Below are 14,441 nucleotides of genomic sequence, written 5' to 3' on the forward strand. Positions count from 1 at the left end.
CTTACACCACGAAGGTCTGCGCCATGCCTTCCTTCTGCTCGACGATTTCGCCCAGCGTGCTGACGGTCTCGCCCTGCTCGCGCAGCGTGGCGGCGATGGCTTCGGCCTGCGCCGGATCCACCACCAGCACCATGCCGATGCCGCAGTTGAAGACGCGGTACATCTCGGTGTCTTCGACCTGGCCTTGCTGTTGCAGCCACTGGAACAGCTTGGGCATTTCCCAGTTGGCGCGGTGCAGTTGGGCCGACAGGCCGGGCTGCAGGATGCGCGGCACGTTGTCCAGCAGGCCGCCGCCCGTGATGTGGGCCAGGCCCTTGATGCTGGCGCCGTGCTTGGCCAGCGCGGCCAGCACCTGCTTCACATAGATGCGCGTCGGCGCCATGACCACGTCGACCAGCGGCTGGCCGTGGAAATCGTCGTCGGGCTTGGCATTGGCGCGTTCAAGGATCTTGCGCAGCAGCGAATAGCCGTTGGAGTGCGCGCCGCTGGAAGCCAGGCCCAGCACCACGTCGCCGGTCTTGATCGACTGGCCGGTGATGATGGCGGACTTTTCCACCGCGCCCACCGCGAAACCGGCCAGGTCGTACTCGCCGTCCGGGTACATGCCCGGCATTTCCGCGGTTTCACCGCCGATCAGCGCGCAACCCGACAGCTCGCAGCCCTTGGCGATGCCGCCCACCACGGCCGCCGCCGTATCCACCGACAGCTTGCCGCAGCCGAAATAATCCAGGAAAAACAGCGGTTCCGCGCCCTGCACCAGGATGTCGTTGACGCTCATGGCGACCAGGTCGATACCCACGGTGTCATGGCGGTTCCAGTCGAACGCCAGGCGCAGCTTGGTGCCCACGCCGTCGGTGCCCGAGACCAGCACGGGTTCCTTGTACGACTTCGGCACTTCGAACAGGCCGCCAAAGCCGCCGATACCGGCCAGCACCCCGGGGCGCATGGTGCGCGCCGCAAGCGGTTTGATACGGTCGACCAGGGCGTCGCCTGCGTCGATGTCGACACCGGCATCGCGGTAGGTCAGAGGGGCGGTAGGTTGATTCGTCATGAGAAATGCCGTGGGGTATGTAACAATTGCTGGGATTTTGGTGGAACGCCCTGCATTTTACGATGTTGCGGGCGCAAGCAGGGATCCTCCCCGCCACGGCGCCGCGAAAGCGGTTCGGACAGGGACGGACCCGGTGCGCCGGGCCAGGGCGCGGCAAAGAGGGCCGGATCGGTGCAAACCCAAGCCAATTCAGGGCCTTGCACGCGACACCTTGGCCCCAGGTGGTTTAAAGTGTAGGGTTGGCCGGTATTGATTTTGCCAGTTTCTGGCGACCAAAACCCGGGCAGGCCAGTTTTGACCGGCCGCATTGATCCATAGCTGTATTGACCTGTACTACCCGCCTCGTTTCGGCACCCTGTAAGCTCCCATGAACCGCCAGCTGCTGCTCGACGTTCTCCCCGCGCCAGCGCCATCGCTGAACAACTATATCGCCGGCCCCAACGGGGAAGCGCTGGCGGCCGTGCGTGCGCTGCTTCCGGGCCGCGCCCTGTACATCTGGGGCGCCGCCGGCTGCGGCCGCAGCCATCTGCTGCGCGCGCTGACCGCCCGCCCCGACGCCGTCTACATCGACGCCTCCAATGGCGAGAACATGCTGCGCCGCCTGGCCGAAGCCGATTCCAAGTCGCCCATGCCCAAGTTCGTGGCGGTCGACGACGTTCACCGCATGAACGACAGCCGCCAGGCCGCCCTGTTCGCGCTCTACAACCGCTGGCGCGAATCCGCCGCCACCGGGCGCGCCTTCGCGCTGGCGCTGGCCGGCGACCGCGCGCCGCTGTCGATGCCGCTGCGCGAGGACCTGCGCACGCGCCTGGGCTGGGACCTGGTGTTCCGCCTGGACCCGCTCTCCGACGCCGACAAGCTGGCCGCTTTGTCGGCCCAGGCGGCCGAGCGCGGCATGCACCTGGCGCCCGAAATCATCAACTGGATGCTCACGCACCACGAGCGCGATATCCGCAAGCTGGCGGAACTGATCGACGCGCTGGACCGTTATTCCCTGGCCACTGGCCGTCCCATCACCCTGCCTCTGTTGCGGGCCATGCTCGCAGACCCTGATTCACAACGCACATGACCTCCCGACGTCTCGCCCTGTTCGACCTGGATCACACCCTGTTGCCGCTGGATAGCGACTACCAATGGGCCGACTATCTGGCGCGCACCGGCCGCGCCGGGGATCCCGCCGAAGCCCGCCGCCAGAACGACGATCTGATGGATCGCTACAACCGCGGCGAACTCACCGCCGAGCAAGCCGCCGAGTTCATGCTCGGCCTGCTGGCCGCGCACACGCCCTACGACCTGGCGGCCTGGCACGAGGACTTCATGGAAGAAGTGATCCGCCCGTCCATGACGCCCGCCGCGCGCGACCTGGTGCAATCGCACCTGGAAGCCGGCGACCTGTGCGCGGTGGTCACGGCCACCAACAGCTTCGTCACCGCCCCCATCGCGCGCGCCTTCGGCGTGCCCCACCTCGTGGCCACCGACGCGGAATACCTGCGCGGCCGCTACACCGGCCGCATCCTGGGCACGCCCAGCTTCAAGGAAGGCAAGGTGGTGCGTGTCAACGATTGGCTGGCCGGCATGGGATTGGGGCTTGCGGATTTCTCGGAATCGTTTTTCTATAGCGATTCGGTCAACGATGTGCCCCTGCTCGAGAAAGTGACCCGCCCGATCGCAGCCAACCCCAGCCCCACCCTGCGCGGCATCGCCCAGGAACGCGGCTGGCAAGTGATCGACTTGTTCGACCACATGGAAGATTCGAAGTCCTAAATGATCACTGAAACCATAAAAAAATTCGTCGGCCGACTGTTCGCGCCGGCACCCCGGGGGCCGTTGCGCATCGCGCGCGACAAGCACGGCATCGACCGCCGCAACGTATCGCGCCACGCGATCAAGGTCTGCGAGGTGTTGCGCCAGCATGGCTATGACGCCTACATCGTCGGCGGCGCCGTGCGCGACCTGATCGTGGGCCTGGAGCCCAAGGACTTCGACGTGGCCACCAACGCCACGCCCGAACAGATCCGTCCGCTGTTCCGCCGCGCCCGCATCATCGGCCGCCGCTTCCAGCTGGTGCACGTGGTCTTCGGCCAGGAAATCATCGAAACCTCCACCTTCCGCGCCCCCGCCTCGGAAGACCAGGAGACCGACGAACACGGCCGCATCCTGCGCGACAACGTGTTCGGCTCGCACGAAGAAGACGCGGCGCGCCGCGACTTCACCATGAATGCGCTCTATTACGACCCGCACAACGAGGAAGTCATCGACTTCCACAACGGCGTGGCCGACCTGAAAAAGCGCCAGGTCCGCATCATCGGCGACCCGGCCAAGCGCTACCGCGAAGATCCGGTGCGCATGCTGCGCGCCGTGCGCTTCGCCGCCAAGCTCAACGGCACCATAGACCCGGCCACGCGCCAGCCCATCAGCACCATGGCCGAGCTCATCGAAAACGTGCCGGCCTCGCGCCTGTTCGATGAAATGCTCAAGCTGCTGACCTGCGGCCATGCCATGGACTGCCTGCGCCAGCTGCGCGCCGACGGCCTGCACAAGGGCCTGCTGCCCCTGCTGGACGTGGTGCTGGAACAGCCCGGCGGCGAGCATTTCGTGGAACTGGCGCTGGAACGCACCGATGCGCGCGTGCGCTCGGGCAAGACCATCAGCCCCAGCTTCCTGTTCGCCGCACTGCTGTGGCAGCAGGTGGAAGCGCGCTGGAAGCAACTGCGCGCCCAGGGCGAACACACCATCCCCGCGCTGTCGCAGGCCGCCGACTCGGTGCTGGACGAACAAACCGAAAAGCTCGCCATCCAGCGCCGCTTCTCGTCGGACATGCGCGAGATCTGGTTCATGCAGCCGCGCTTCGAGCGCCGCATGGGCAAGACCATCTACCGCATGATCGAACAGCCGCGCTTCCGCGCCGCCTGCGACTTCCTGCAGCTGCGCGCCGCCGCCGGCGAGTTCGACAGCGTGCTGGCGCAATGGTGGATGGACCTGGCCAACGCCGACGACGTCAGCCGCGGCGAGATGATCGAAGAGGTGGCCCGCCAGCCGCGCGAGGCCGGCGACGCGCCCGCCGCCCCGCGCAAGCGCCGCCGCCCGCGCCGTTCGCCCTCGCGCGGCACGCCCAGCGCCGACTAAGCCATGCTTCCCTCTCCCGTGCGCGCCTACATCGGCCTGGGCGCCAATCTGGGCGACGGCGCAGCCACGCTGCGCCGTGTTCTGGCGGAACTGCGGGGAATCGATGGCATCGTGGCGGTAACGGCCTCGCCGTTCTACCGCAGTGCGCCGGTGGAAGCCGCCGGCCCGGACTTCGTCAACGCGGTGGCGGCGCTGGACACGCAGCTCGCCCCGCTGGCCCTGCTGGATGCGCTGCAGGCGCTGGAAAACCTGCATGGCCGCGAACGTCCCTACAAGAACGCGCCGCGCACACTGGACCTGGACATGCTGCTGTACGGCGACACCGTGCTGGACCATGAGCGGCTGGCGCTGCCCCACCCCCGCATGCACCTGCGCGCCTTCGTGCTGCTGCCCCTGCGCGACCTGGCTCCCGCCCTGACGCTGCAAGGCAAGCCCATCGGCGACTGGATAGCCGCGATCCACGGCCAGCCGATAGCGCGCATCGCCAGCTAGGCGCTCACTCCTTGGGCGCGTAGGCCATCATCGCGCGCTCCACGTCCTCGACCTGCGGCAGGCCCGCTTCATTGCCCAGATGCTGGATCTTGTGCGCCGAAGCCGCGCGCGCGAACGTGAAATGTTCCACCCAAGGCAGGTCCGGACGATTCAGATAGGACCAGACGTAGGCGCCATGGAACACGTCCCCGGCGCCCGAGGTATCGACGATGCGGGACGCCGGCACATCCAACGAAGGCAGGACATCCACCGTTCCCGACTCGTCGTACCAGAGCATGCCGCGCTCGCCCATGGTGACCGCGCCGATGCGGCAGCCGCGCGCCTTCAGCAATTCCAGCAGGCTCTCCGGAGCCAGCCCCAGCTGCTCGCACATGCGCTCCGCGCAGACCGCCACGTCGATGTGGCGCAGCAGCTCATCAGTGTTCTCGCGCACGCCGCCGCCGTCCAGCGAAGTCAGCACGCCCGCCTGCCGGCAGGCCTGCGCGTAATGCAGGGCGGCGTCGGGTTGATGGCCGTCCAGGTGCAGGGCGCGGTAGCCGCCGATGTCCAGCCGCGGAAAGTCGTTCAGGTAGTCCACGTCGCGCGCACGTACGATGGCGCGCTTGCCGTGATTGGGCATGATGAAGGACAGGGACGAACGGCCCACCTTGCGCGCATGCAGGGACACCCCGTGCGCCGCCGCCATGTCCGTGTACATATGGCCCAGCCAGTCCGATGCCAGCGAGCAGATCAGGTCTGGCGGCGTGCCCAGCCGCGCGCAGGCGAACGCGGCTGTCACCGCATTGCCGCCGAAGGACACGGCGTAGTCGCGCGCCACGCTTTTCTCATCGCCCGTGGGCCACTCGTCCGCCAGCACGGTGACGTCGATATAGGTGTGTCCAATGAAGAGCGCTTCGCCCATAGACCTGCCGGAAAGTAGTGAACGGAACCGGCCTAGAAGCCGGTGGTTTCGCCCGCCTGGGCCAGTACCAGCCGGGCTCGCGCGATGACGGGCGCGTCGACCATCTTGCCGTCCAGCATGAAGGTGCCGGCCGCGGTGTCGCGGTGCGTGGCGATGACGCGGCGCGCCCATGCCAGCTCTTGCGCCGCGGGCACGAAGGCCGCATGGATCACCGGGACCTGCGTGGGATGGATGCACAGCATGCCGCCAAAACCCATCTGCTGCGCGCGGCCGGCGGCATGCGCCAGCCCGGCCTGGTCCTGCACGCCCGGAAACACGCCGTCCAGCGCGGGCGCCAGTCCGGCGGCACGGCTGTGCAGCAGCACCTGCACGCGCGCCTGGTCCAGCACGGTTTGCGCACCCGGCGTATCGGGCGTCAACCCCATGTCCAGGCCATAGTCCAGGCTGCCGAACGCCAGGCGCTCCACGCCGGGCGTGGCGGCGACCTCGGCGGCGTTGAGCATGCCCTGGGCGGTTTCCAGGATGGGAATCACCCGCAGGCCCGCCTGGACCACATGGCGCACCTGCGCCAGGCTCTCGGCCTTGGGCAGCAGCACGCCGGCCACCCCTGGCTTGCCGCGGCAGGCCTTCAGGTCGTCGTCATGCCAGGAGGTGGAGGCATCGTTGATCCGCACCCACAGCCGCGCGCCGGGATGCGTCCCCAGGAAATCGCACAGCGCTTCCCGGGCGGACGCCTTGGCCAGATGCTCCACCGCGTCTTCCAGATCGACGATGACGGCGTCGGCGCCGGCCGCCAGCGCCTTGGGTATGCGCTCGGGACGTGACGCCGGCACAAACAGCGCGCTACGGACAACGGGATGCGTCACACGACCTCCGATACATGGAACTGCGCCACCTTATCGGGCGCGTATCCCAATGATGCTAGCACCGCATCGGTGTTTTGGCCCACCGCGGGCACCGCCGCCATGCGCGGGGCAAAAGCGTTGCTGCTGGCCGGGGGCAGCAGCGCAGGCAGAACGCCAGCGGGGCTGTCCACCTGGCTCCAGCGGCCGCGGGCCTGCAGCTGCGGGTGCGCCCAGACGCCGGCCATGTCGTTGACGCGCGCATTGGCGATCTGCGCGTCCTCCAGCCGCTGCGTCACCTGCTCGATGGACAGGTCGGCGAAGGCGGCCACGATCAGCGCGCGCAGGTCGTCGCGGTTGGCGGTGCGCAGCGAATTGGAGATGAAGCGCGGGTCTTCCGCGAGTTCGGCCTGGCGCAGCACCTGGGCGCAGAACACGCGCCATTCGCGCTCGTTCTGCAGGCCCAGCATGATGGTGGCGCCGCCGGCCACGGGGAACGGGCCGTAGGGATAGATGGACGCATGGGCCGCGCCCGCCCGCGCTGGCGGCGTGGCGCCGTCGAAGGCGTAGTACATGGGGAAGCCCATCCACTCCACCATGCTCTCCAGCATGGAGACGTCCAGGCGGCTGCCCAGGCCTGTCTTCTGCCGCAGCAGCAAGGCGTTCAGGATGGCCGAATAGGCGTACATGCCGGCGGCGATGTCGGCGATGGAGCAGCCGGCCTTGACCGGATCGTCCTTGGTGCCGGTCACCGACAGGAAGCCGCTTTCGCTCTGGATCAGCAGGTCGTAGGCCTTCTTGTCCTGATAGGGCCCGCCTTCGCCGTAGCCCGAGATGTCGCAGACGATCAGTCGCGGGTACTTCTTGTGCAGGGCATCAAAAGACAGGCCCAGACGCGCGGCGGCGCCGGGCGCCAGGTTCTGCACCAGCACGTCGGCCGTTTCCAGCAGGCGTTCCATGATGCCGCCCGCCTCCTCGCGCTTGAGGTCCAGCGTCAGGCTTTCCTTCGACCGGTTGGTCCAGACGAAATGCGAGGACAGGCCGCGCACGCGCTCGTCGTAGCCGCGGGCAAAATCTCCGCCGCCGGGGCGCTCGATCTTGATGACGCGTGCGCCCATGTCCGCCAGCTGGCGGGTGCAGAACGGCGCGGCGATGGCGTGTTCCAGGCTGACGACGGTGATGCCGTCCAGGGGACGGGGGGCCTCTATGCTCATTCGGTAAACCTCAGTTCGGCTTGGTGGGCCAGCGTGCCGTCCTGCTCGGCCCAGAGCTGGGCCACGCCCGGCTCGGTCAAGCGGCCAGCCACCTGGAAGGGGGTGGGCGCGATCAGCGGCCGCAGGCCGCGATACGACAGATGGGTCAGGCGCGCCTGCGGATGGGCGCGGGTAAAGGCGGCGACCATCTCCGTGGCGATGAGCGGACCGTGCACCACCAGCCCGGGGTAGCCCTCGGTGCCGGTCACGTAGGGATGGTCGTAATGGATGCGGTGGCCGTTGAAGGTCACCGCCGAATAGCGGAACAGCAGCACCGGCGACGGCTCGACGGTATCGCGCCACTGCGCCTGCGGCGCGGGTTCGCTGCCCGTGAGCTTGGGCGGGGTCGGCTGGCGGTAGACGATGTCCTGCTCTTCGTGGATGGCGACTTCGCCTTCCTGGCGGAACTCGTGGCGCACGGTCACGAACAGCAGCGCGCCGGTGCGCCCCGTCTTTTCCTTGACGTCGATCACGGTGGATTCGCGCTCAGCCGGCACGCCGACCCTCAGCGGCCGGCGGAATTCGACCCGGCCGCCGGCCCACATGCGATTGCGGTCCTGGGCCGGCGGCAGGAAGCCGCCGCGCGCCGGATGGCCATCCGTCCCCAGCCCGTCCATGTCCACCGTGGAAATGAAAAACGCCCATTGCCACAGCGGCGGCAAGGCATCGCCCTGCGCCGGCGCGGGGCCGCCCAGGGTAGCCGCGATGCGCGCGGCGTGGCCCGGGTCCATGGCGTCCGCCTTGCGTTCGCCGCTGCCGATCCACGCGGCCGGATCTGTAGATGTCATGCCGATATCCTCTGCTGGGGTTTTTACAGCCTGAAGCATGCCCGCAAGCCGTCCCGCTTGTGAATTCGTTTTTGCTCAAGGAGGGGTTTGCGGCGCCTGAATCGGGCGCCCGCCTCCCAGCCCGCCACCTCGCGCCGTAATATATGGGCCATGCACTTCGACCTCGCCGACCTACGCCTGTTCATCCACATCGCCGAATCCCCCAGCCTGACCCAGGCTGCCAAGCGGGCGCACCTGTCCCTGGCGGCCGTCAGCGTGCGCATCAAGGCGCTGGAGAACCAGCTCGGCACCCGCCTGCTGTACCGCGACAGCCGCGGCGTGGAAATCACGCCCGCGGGCCAGAAGCTGTTGCAGCACGCGCGGGTCATCATGCGCCAGGTGGACCACCTGAAACATGACTTCCAGGAGCAGGCCGACGGCGACGCCGGCCACATCCGCATCTTCGCCAACACCACGGCGGTCACGGAATTCATGCCGGACATCCTGGCGCAGTTCCTGTCCGGCCACCCCGGCGTCACGGTGGACCTGCAGGAACGCCTGACCCGCGACATCGTGCGCGGCGTGCTGGACGGCACCACCGACCTGGGCATCGTGGCCGGTCCGGTGGACGCGCCCGAATTGCAGACCATCCACTTCAGCACCGACAAGCTGGTGCTGGTGGTGCCCAACGGCCATCCGCTGCAAGACCAGGAAAAGATCAAGCTGGCCGAGGCGGTGCGCTATCCCTTCATCACCATGCACGAAGGCTCCACCCTGGTCGCCTTCCTGCGCGACCAGCTGGAACAGGTCGGCCAGCGCCTGCCCCAGCGCATCCAGCTCTACAGCTTCGATTCCATCTGCCGGATGGTGCAGGCGGGCGTGGGCATCGGCGTCATCCCCGACTCCGCGGCGCGGCGCTATGGCGCCGACATGAAGCTGCGCGTAGTCGAGCTGGACGAGCCCTGGGTGGTGCGCGAACGCAAGCTGCTGGTGCGCGACATCGACGCCCTGCCAGGCTGCGCGCGCGAACTCATCCAACAGATCCAGGCGACGCGGACGCCCTGACGGCGCACCGCCCGCTCAGGTACCGGTGAATGCCGGCGGGCGCTTCTGCGCGAACGCCCGCATGCCTTCCAGGTAATCATCGGTATAGCCGAGTTCACGCTGCAAGCGGCACTCCAGGTCGAACTGCTGCGCCAGCGTATTGCCGCTGGACGCGTGCAGCGCGGCCTTGGTGGCCCCATACGCGCGGGTAGGACCCGCCGCCAGCGTATCGGCGACTTCGGCCAGCGTGTCCGCCAGCGCCTCGTCCGGCACCACGCGCCAGATCAGCCCCCACGCTTCCGCCTGCCTGGCGCTGAGCGCTTCACCGAACAGCGCGGCGCCCATGGCCCGGGCGGAACCCACCAGCCGCGGCAGAAACCAGGTGCCGCCGGCGTCCGGCAGCAGGCCTATCTTGCTGAAGGCCTGGATGAAGCGCGCCGACTCCACCGCGAACACCACGTCGCAAGCCAGCGCCAGGCTGGCGCCCGCGCCGGCCGCGACGCCGTTCATCACGCACACCACCGGCACCGGCAACGCACGCAGCCGAGTGATCAGCGGCCTGTAGCATTGCTCCAGGATCAGGCTCAGGTCGCGGCGCGCGCCGTCTTCGGCGGGCTTGCGCTCGCCGAGATCCTGGCCCGCGCAAAAGCCCCGCCCCGCGCCGGTGATGATCAGCCCGCGCAGGCTGCTGTCGGCCTCCATGGCGTCCAGCGCCCGCGCCAGCTCGGCGTGCATGACTTCCGTGAAGCTGTTCAGCCGGTCCGGCCGGTTCAGCGTGATGAGGCCCACGCCCCGCTCCAGCGTGAAGCGGATCTGGGTGTAGCCGCCATCGGCCTGGGTCGCCGCCGCCGCGCTCATGCCAGTTCCTCCAGCACGGCCAGTTGTTCGGCCGTATCGCCCAGCAGCTGGTCGACGACAGTCAGCCGCTTGAAGTAGTCGCCCACGTCCAGCTCGTCGGTCATGCCCATGCCGCCATGCAGCTGCACCGCCAGTTGCGCCACCAGGCGTCCGGCGCGCGCGGCTTCCAGCTTGGCCGAGGCGATCATGCGGCGGCGCTGCGCGGCGTCGGTTTCGGACAGGCCGGCCACCGCCACATAGGCCATGGACAAGGCCAACTCCTTGGCCACCAGCATCTCCGCCAGGCGATGCTGCAAGGCCTGGAACGAAGCCAGCGGCTGGCCGAACTGCTTGCGCGCCTTCAGGTAGTCGACGGTGATCTCCAGCAGCCGCTCCATCGCGCCGGCGGCATGCGCGCAGAGCGCGGCCGTGCCCCACTGCAAGGACTGCGCCAGGGCCTGGTCGGCGGCGGCGCCTTCGGCCAGCAAGGCCTCGGGCGGCAGGCTGACCGCGTCCAGGTCCAACCGGGCGCAGCGCGCGCCGTCCAGCGTGGGCGTATCGGTGATCCGCAGCCCCGCCGTATCGGCCGGCACTGCCAGCAACAGCGTCTGGCCCTCATCGCCGCGCGCGCTGACCAGCCAGGCCGTGGCCGCCGCGCCATGCCAGACCAGATGCTTGACGCCCTCCAGCCGCCAGCCTTCGGCCGTCCTGCTGGCGCGGCAATCGCGCGGATCGGCGTCGTAGCGGCGGCCAGGTTCCTGGTAGGCCACACTGACGATGGCGTCGCCCGAGGCGATGGCCGGCAGCCACAGGCCCGGCGCCTCGCCGCCGCAAGCCTCGATCAGCGCGGCGCCCATGACCGCGCTGGGGATGACCGGCTCGGACACCAGTCCGCGTCCCAGCTCCACGTGCACGGGCAGCAGGCTGGCGGGCACTTCGCCAAAACCGCCGAAATCCTGCGGGATGGTCAGGCCCAGCACGCCCAATTCGGCCAGAGCGGCCCAGGCATCGGCATCCAGCTTGCCCGCGGCCTGCCGGGCGCGGCGGCGCGGGTGCGTCCATTCCTGGTCCACCAGGCGCCGCAAGCTGTCGGCCAGCATGCGTTGTTCTTCGGTATAGATGAAATCCATGCGTCGTCTTCCTGTCGGATTGCGCGAGGCCGGGCTACAGGCCCAGCACCAGGCGGGCGATGATGCCCTTCTGCACTTCGGTGGTGCCGCCGTAGATCGAGGTCTTGCGCATGTCGGCATAGCCCGCGCCGGCCGCGGCCGCAAGTTCAGGCCCCGGACCGCTGTATCCCTGGTCTGCCTGCAGCCAATCGGGGTCATAGGGCCAGGCGTCCGGCCCCGCCACCTCCATCTGCAACATCGCCAGATCCTGCTGGATCTCGGAGCCGCGGATCTTCAGCACCGACGCTTCCGGCCCCGGCGTGCCGTCATTGCTGGAGGCCACGCGCAGCAGCAGCATTTCCAGCGCCATGATGTCCACCTCGATGCGCGAAATGCGGTCACGGTACCGGCTGTCCGCCAGCAGGGGCTTGCCCCGGGACTGCGCCTGCGCGGCCATGTGCTTGAGCACGCCCAGCTCGCGGTGGCAATGGCCCAGGCCGGCAATGCCGGTGCGCTCGTGGCCCAGCAAGTACTTGGCATAGGTCCAGCCCTGGTTCTCCACGCCCACCAGGTTGGCCACGGGCACGCGCACGTTTTCCAACCAGACTTCGTTCACGTCGTGCCCGCCGTCCAGCGTGCGGATGGGCCGCACGGTCACGCCCGGCGTACGCATGTCCAGCAGCAGCATCGAGATGCCGCGCTGGGCGCGGGCCTCGGGGTCGGTGCGGACCAGGCAGAACATCCAGTCGGCGTACTGGGCCAGCGTGGTCCAGGTCTTCTGGCCGTTGACGACGTATTCGTTGCCATCGCGCACCGCGCGGGTCGAGAGCGAGGCCAGGTCGGACCCCGAACCCGGTTCGGAATAGCCCTGGCACCACCAGTCTTCCACACGGAGGATGCGCGGCAGCAGGCGCGCCTGCTGCTCGGCGCTGCCGTACTTCATCAGGACCGGACCGATCATGGACAAGCCGAAGGGCAACAGGCGCGGCGCGCCGGCCTTGAAGCACTCCACCTCGAAGATCAGCCGCTGCAATGCGTTCCAGCCTGTGCCGCCATGTTCGACGGGCCAGTTCGGCGCGCCCCAGCCCTGGTCGGCCAGGATGTTGTGCCAGCGCACGTAGTCGTCGCGCTCCAGCCTCTGGTGCCGCAGCACCTTGTCACGTATGTCCTGCGGCAGCTTGTCCGTGGCGAAGGCGCGCACTTCTTCGCGGAATAGCCGCTCCTGCGGCGTCCAGGTCAGATTCATGGTCGGGCTCCTTTTCCGGTATCTAGCCACGGCCCGGCACGCCGGACAATCTGCCTCTTCCGAAGACGGGCTTCGCGCAGGACATAGGGCGCCCCACTACGGGCCGGCGGAAGGCCAGCTTCAGCAATGAAGAATGGCCGAACCCGCCGCCAGTGCCGACACTTGCAAGCGTCATCCACTGGAACCCGTAGGCATCATGACCGTTCCCGATCACCAGGCCGCCGCGCCCCTAGGCGCCGAGGCGCAGTACCGGCAGGCGCTGGACCAAGGCCGCTTCCTCATCCAGCATTGCGCCGGCTGCGACCGCGCGGTGTTCTATCCCCGCATGATCTGCCCGCATTGCGGCGCCGACAAACTTGCCTGGACCGCGCCCGACGGGCGCGGAGAGGTCTATTCCACCACCGTGGTGCGCCGCAAGCCCGAGGCAGGCGGCGATTACAACGTGGCGCTGATCGACCTGCGGGAAGGCGTCAGGCTGATGAGCCGCGTGGAAGGCCTGGCCCCCGACGCCGTGCATATCGGCATGGCGGTGCGCGCGCAGGTGGCGCGGCAGGACGGCCGCGGCCTTCTGGTCTTCGTCCCCAACAAGGAGGCGCCATGACGCTGAACGATCTGCGCGGCGCCGTGGCGGTGGCCGGCGTGGGCCACGCGGGCCTGGGCCAGGCCGCGGGCTACACCGAAATGGAAATCCTGGTGCAGGCCGCGCAGCGCGCGGTGGCGGACGCCGGCCTCACCATGCGCGACATCGACGGCATCTGCACCGCCAGCGTGGCCGCGCCGATGTGGGCCATGCCGGTCATCGAACACCTGGGCATACGTCCCAGCTTTATCGACAGCACCATGCTGGGTGGTTCCAGCTTCGTCGCGCACCTGCTGCCGGCGCTGCACGCGCTGGCCTCCGGCCAGTGCAATGCGGTGCTGGTCTGCTACGGCAGCACGCAGCGCACTTCTACCTTGAGCCGCGCCGAGATCGGCCGGGTGCGCAAGCAATTCGATCCGCAGCCCTACGAAACGCCCTACGAGCCGCTGAGCCCCCTGTCGTCCTACGCGCTGGCGGCCGCGCGCCACATGCACCAGTACGGCACGCGCCGCGAGCACCTGGCGCAGGTGGCGCTGGCCGCCAACCAATGGGCCCAGCTGAATCCCGAAGCGCAATTGCGCGAACCCGCCACGCTGGACCAGATCCTCTCGGCCCGCATGGTGTCCGATCCCCTGAGCGTGCGCGATTGCTGCCTGGTCACCGATGGCGCCGGCGCCTACGTGCTGGTGCGCGCCGAGCGCGCCCGCGACCTGCCGCGCCCTCCGGTCTACGTGCTGGGCAACGCCACCGCGGTCTGGAACCGCCAGATATCGTCCATGGAAGACCTGACCGTGACCGCCGCCGCCGAATCCGGCAAGCGCGCGTTCGCCATGGCCGGCGTGACGCCCAGGGACATCGACGTGGTGGAGCTGTACGACGCCTTCACCATCAACACCCTGCTGTTCCTGGAAGACCTGGGCTTCTGCGCCAAGGGCGAAAGCAAGGACTTCATCGCCAACGGCGCCATCGCCCCGGGTGGCACGCTGCCGGTCAACACCAACGGCGGCGGGCTGTGCTGCGTGCACCCCGGCATGTACGGCGTCTTCATCATGATCGAGGCCGTCCGGCAGCTGCGCCGCGAATGTGGCGTGCGTCAGATTGCCGATGCGCATCTGGCCCTGGTGCACGGCAACGGCGGCACCCTATCCAGCCAATCCACCGCAATCCTGGGCACCCAGGCCACGCTTTGATCG

15 protein-coding genes are annotated in these 14,441 nt (G+C 68.5%); 7 read left to right on the forward strand and 8 right to left on the reverse strand.

What is annotated here, in order from left to right:
- Position 1 precedes the first annotated feature (1 nt).
- On the reverse strand, positions 2 to 1,051 hold the full coding sequence (gene purM, locus FOC84_RS07840; protein ID WP_088138504.1) for a phosphoribosylformylglycinamidine cyclo-ligase: 1,050 nt from the start codon (positions 1,049 to 1,051) through the stop codon (positions 2 to 4).
- Between the two features lie 367 nt (positions 1,052 to 1,418).
- Between purM and hda the strand changes: the two genes are divergently transcribed.
- The 4 genes from hda to FOC84_RS07860 are packed head-to-tail and all read left to right on the forward strand — an operon-like array spanning position 1,419 to position 4,669.
- The gene (hda, locus tag FOC84_RS07845) at positions 1,419 to 2,120 is read left to right on the forward strand and encodes a DnaA regulatory inactivator Hda (RefSeq protein WP_173143931.1); all 702 of its coding nucleotides are present in this window, start codon (positions 1,419 to 1,421) and stop codon (positions 2,118 to 2,120) included.
- Positions 2,117 to 2,815 carry an HAD family hydrolase gene (locus FOC84_RS07850; protein WP_088138506.1) on the forward strand — a complete coding sequence of 233 codons (699 nt, stop codon included), beginning with the start codon at positions 2,117 to 2,119 and terminating at the stop codon, positions 2,813 to 2,815. The genes hda and FOC84_RS07850 overlap by 4 nt, the downstream gene beginning before the upstream one ends.
- On the forward strand, positions 2,816 to 4,177 hold the full coding sequence (gene pcnB, locus FOC84_RS07855; RefSeq protein ID WP_173143932.1) for a polynucleotide adenylyltransferase PcnB: 1,362 nt from the start codon (positions 2,816 to 2,818) through the stop codon (positions 4,175 to 4,177). It begins immediately after the preceding gene.
- 3 nt (positions 4,178 to 4,180) lie between these two features.
- Positions 4,181 to 4,669 carry a 2-amino-4-hydroxy-6-hydroxymethyldihydropteridine diphosphokinase gene (locus FOC84_RS07860; protein WP_173143933.1) on the forward strand — a complete coding sequence of 163 codons (489 nt, stop codon included), beginning with the start codon at positions 4,181 to 4,183 and terminating at the stop codon, positions 4,667 to 4,669.
- Positions 4,670 to 4,673: 4 nt separating this feature from the next.
- On the opposite strand, the gene FOC84_RS07865 is transcribed toward FOC84_RS07860, so the two are convergent.
- From FOC84_RS07865 to FOC84_RS07880, 4 genes are read right to left on the reverse strand one after another with little or no spacing between them, the layout of a single operon-like run.
- Positions 4,674 to 5,570 carry a sugar kinase gene (locus FOC84_RS07865; protein ID WP_173143934.1) on the reverse strand — a complete coding sequence of 299 codons (897 nt, stop codon included), beginning with the start codon at positions 5,568 to 5,570 and terminating at the stop codon, positions 4,674 to 4,676.
- 32 nt (positions 5,571 to 5,602) lie between these two features.
- A complete protein-coding gene (locus FOC84_RS07870; RefSeq protein WP_173143935.1) occupies positions 5,603 to 6,436 on the reverse strand; it encodes an HpcH/HpaI aldolase/citrate lyase family protein in 834 nt (277 codons plus the stop codon).
- Positions 6,433 to 7,626, reverse strand: a complete 1,194-nt coding sequence (locus FOC84_RS07875; protein ID WP_173143936.1) for a CaiB/BaiF CoA transferase family protein — start codon at positions 7,624 to 7,626, stop codon at positions 6,433 to 6,435. The genes FOC84_RS07870 and FOC84_RS07875 overlap by 4 nt, the downstream gene beginning before the upstream one ends.
- A complete protein-coding gene (locus FOC84_RS07880) occupies positions 7,623 to 8,453 on the reverse strand; it encodes an FAS1-like dehydratase domain-containing protein (RefSeq protein ID WP_173143937.1) in 831 nt (276 codons plus the stop codon). Before FOC84_RS07880 ends, FOC84_RS07875 begins: the two co-directional genes overlap by 4 nt.
- A 150-nt stretch (positions 8,454 to 8,603) precedes the next feature.
- Between FOC84_RS07880 and FOC84_RS07885 the strand changes: the two genes are divergently transcribed.
- Entirely contained in the window at positions 8,604 to 9,497 is an 894-nt protein-coding gene (locus FOC84_RS07885) for a LysR substrate-binding domain-containing protein (protein ID WP_173143938.1), read from the forward strand.
- Between the two features lie 15 nt (positions 9,498 to 9,512).
- On the opposite strand, the gene paaG is transcribed toward FOC84_RS07885, so the two are convergent.
- From paaG to FOC84_RS07900, 3 genes are read right to left on the reverse strand one after another with little or no spacing between them, the layout of a single operon-like run.
- Positions 9,513 to 10,334 (reverse strand): 2-(1,2-epoxy-1,2-dihydrophenyl)acetyl-CoA isomerase PaaG, encoded by an 822-nt coding sequence (gene paaG, locus FOC84_RS07890; RefSeq protein ID WP_173143939.1) that lies wholly within the window; start codon positions 10,332 to 10,334, stop codon positions 9,513 to 9,515.
- Positions 10,331 to 11,443: an acyl-CoA dehydrogenase family protein gene (locus FOC84_RS07895; RefSeq protein ID WP_173143940.1), complete on the reverse strand. Its 1,113-nt coding sequence runs from the start codon at positions 11,441 to 11,443 to the stop codon at positions 10,331 to 10,333. Before FOC84_RS07895 ends, paaG begins: the two co-directional genes overlap by 4 nt.
- Positions 11,444 to 11,477: 34 nt before the next feature.
- Positions 11,478 to 12,668 (reverse strand): acyl-CoA dehydrogenase family protein, encoded by a 1,191-nt coding sequence (locus FOC84_RS07900; protein ID WP_173143941.1) that lies wholly within the window; start codon positions 12,666 to 12,668, stop codon positions 11,478 to 11,480.
- Between the two features lie 196 nt (positions 12,669 to 12,864).
- On the opposite strand from FOC84_RS07900, the gene FOC84_RS07905 reads away from it, so the two are divergent.
- Together FOC84_RS07905 and FOC84_RS07910 are read left to right on the forward strand one after the other, a co-directional pair.
- Positions 12,865 to 13,269, forward strand: a complete 405-nt coding sequence (locus FOC84_RS07905; protein ID WP_173143942.1) for a Zn-ribbon domain-containing OB-fold protein — start codon at positions 12,865 to 12,867, stop codon at positions 13,267 to 13,269.
- Positions 13,266 to 14,438, forward strand: a complete 1,173-nt coding sequence (locus FOC84_RS07910; RefSeq protein WP_173143943.1) for a thiolase — start codon at positions 13,266 to 13,268, stop codon at positions 14,436 to 14,438. Before FOC84_RS07905 ends, FOC84_RS07910 begins: the two co-directional genes overlap by 4 nt.
- Positions 14,439 to 14,441 lie beyond the last annotated feature (3 nt).

The sequence above is a fragment of the Achromobacter pestifer genome, assembly GCF_013267355.1.
Classification (GTDB): Bacteria; Pseudomonadota; Gammaproteobacteria; order Burkholderiales; family Burkholderiaceae_B; genus Achromobacter; species Achromobacter pestifer_A.

Bases quoted from the DNA above. Each gene is read 5' to 3' on its own strand.
- purM (WP_088138504.1), bottom strand. From the start codon at position 1,051: ATGACGAATCAACCTACCGCCCCTCTGACCTACCGCGATGCCGGTGTC.
- hda (WP_173143931.1), top strand. From the start codon at position 1,419: ATGAACCGCCAGCTGCTGCTCGACGTTCTCCCCGCGCCAGCGCCATCG.
- FOC84_RS07850 (WP_088138506.1), top strand. From the start codon at position 2,117: ATGACCTCCCGACGTCTCGCCCTGTTCGACCTGGATCACACCCTGTTG.
- pcnB (WP_173143932.1), top strand. From the start codon at position 2,816: ATGATCACTGAAACCATAAAAAAATTCGTCGGCCGACTGTTCGCGCCG.
- FOC84_RS07860 (WP_173143933.1), top strand. From the start codon at position 4,181: ATGCTTCCCTCTCCCGTGCGCGCCTACATCGGCCTGGGCGCCAATCTG.
- FOC84_RS07865 (WP_173143934.1), bottom strand. From the start codon at position 5,570: ATGGGCGAAGCGCTCTTCATTGGACACACCTATATCGACGTCACCGTG.
- FOC84_RS07875 (WP_173143936.1), bottom strand. From the start codon at position 7,626: ATGAGCATAGAGGCCCCCCGTCCCCTGGACGGCATCACCGTCGTCAGC.
- FOC84_RS07880 (WP_173143937.1), bottom strand. From the start codon at position 8,453: ATGACATCTACAGATCCGGCCGCGTGGATCGGCAGCGGCGAACGCAAG.
- FOC84_RS07885 (WP_173143938.1), top strand. From the start codon at position 8,604: ATGCACTTCGACCTCGCCGACCTACGCCTGTTCATCCACATCGCCGAA.
- paaG (WP_173143939.1), bottom strand. From the start codon at position 10,334: ATGAGCGCGGCGGCGGCGACCCAGGCCGATGGCGGCTACACCCAGATC.
- FOC84_RS07895 (WP_173143940.1), bottom strand. From the start codon at position 11,443: ATGGATTTCATCTATACCGAAGAACAACGCATGCTGGCCGACAGCTTG.
- FOC84_RS07900 (WP_173143941.1), bottom strand. From the start codon at position 12,668: ATGAATCTGACCTGGACGCCGCAGGAGCGGCTATTCCGCGAAGAAGTG.
- FOC84_RS07905 (WP_173143942.1), top strand. From the start codon at position 12,865: ATGACCGTTCCCGATCACCAGGCCGCCGCGCCCCTAGGCGCCGAGGCG.
- FOC84_RS07910 (WP_173143943.1), top strand. From the start codon at position 13,266: ATGACGCTGAACGATCTGCGCGGCGCCGTGGCGGTGGCCGGCGTGGGC.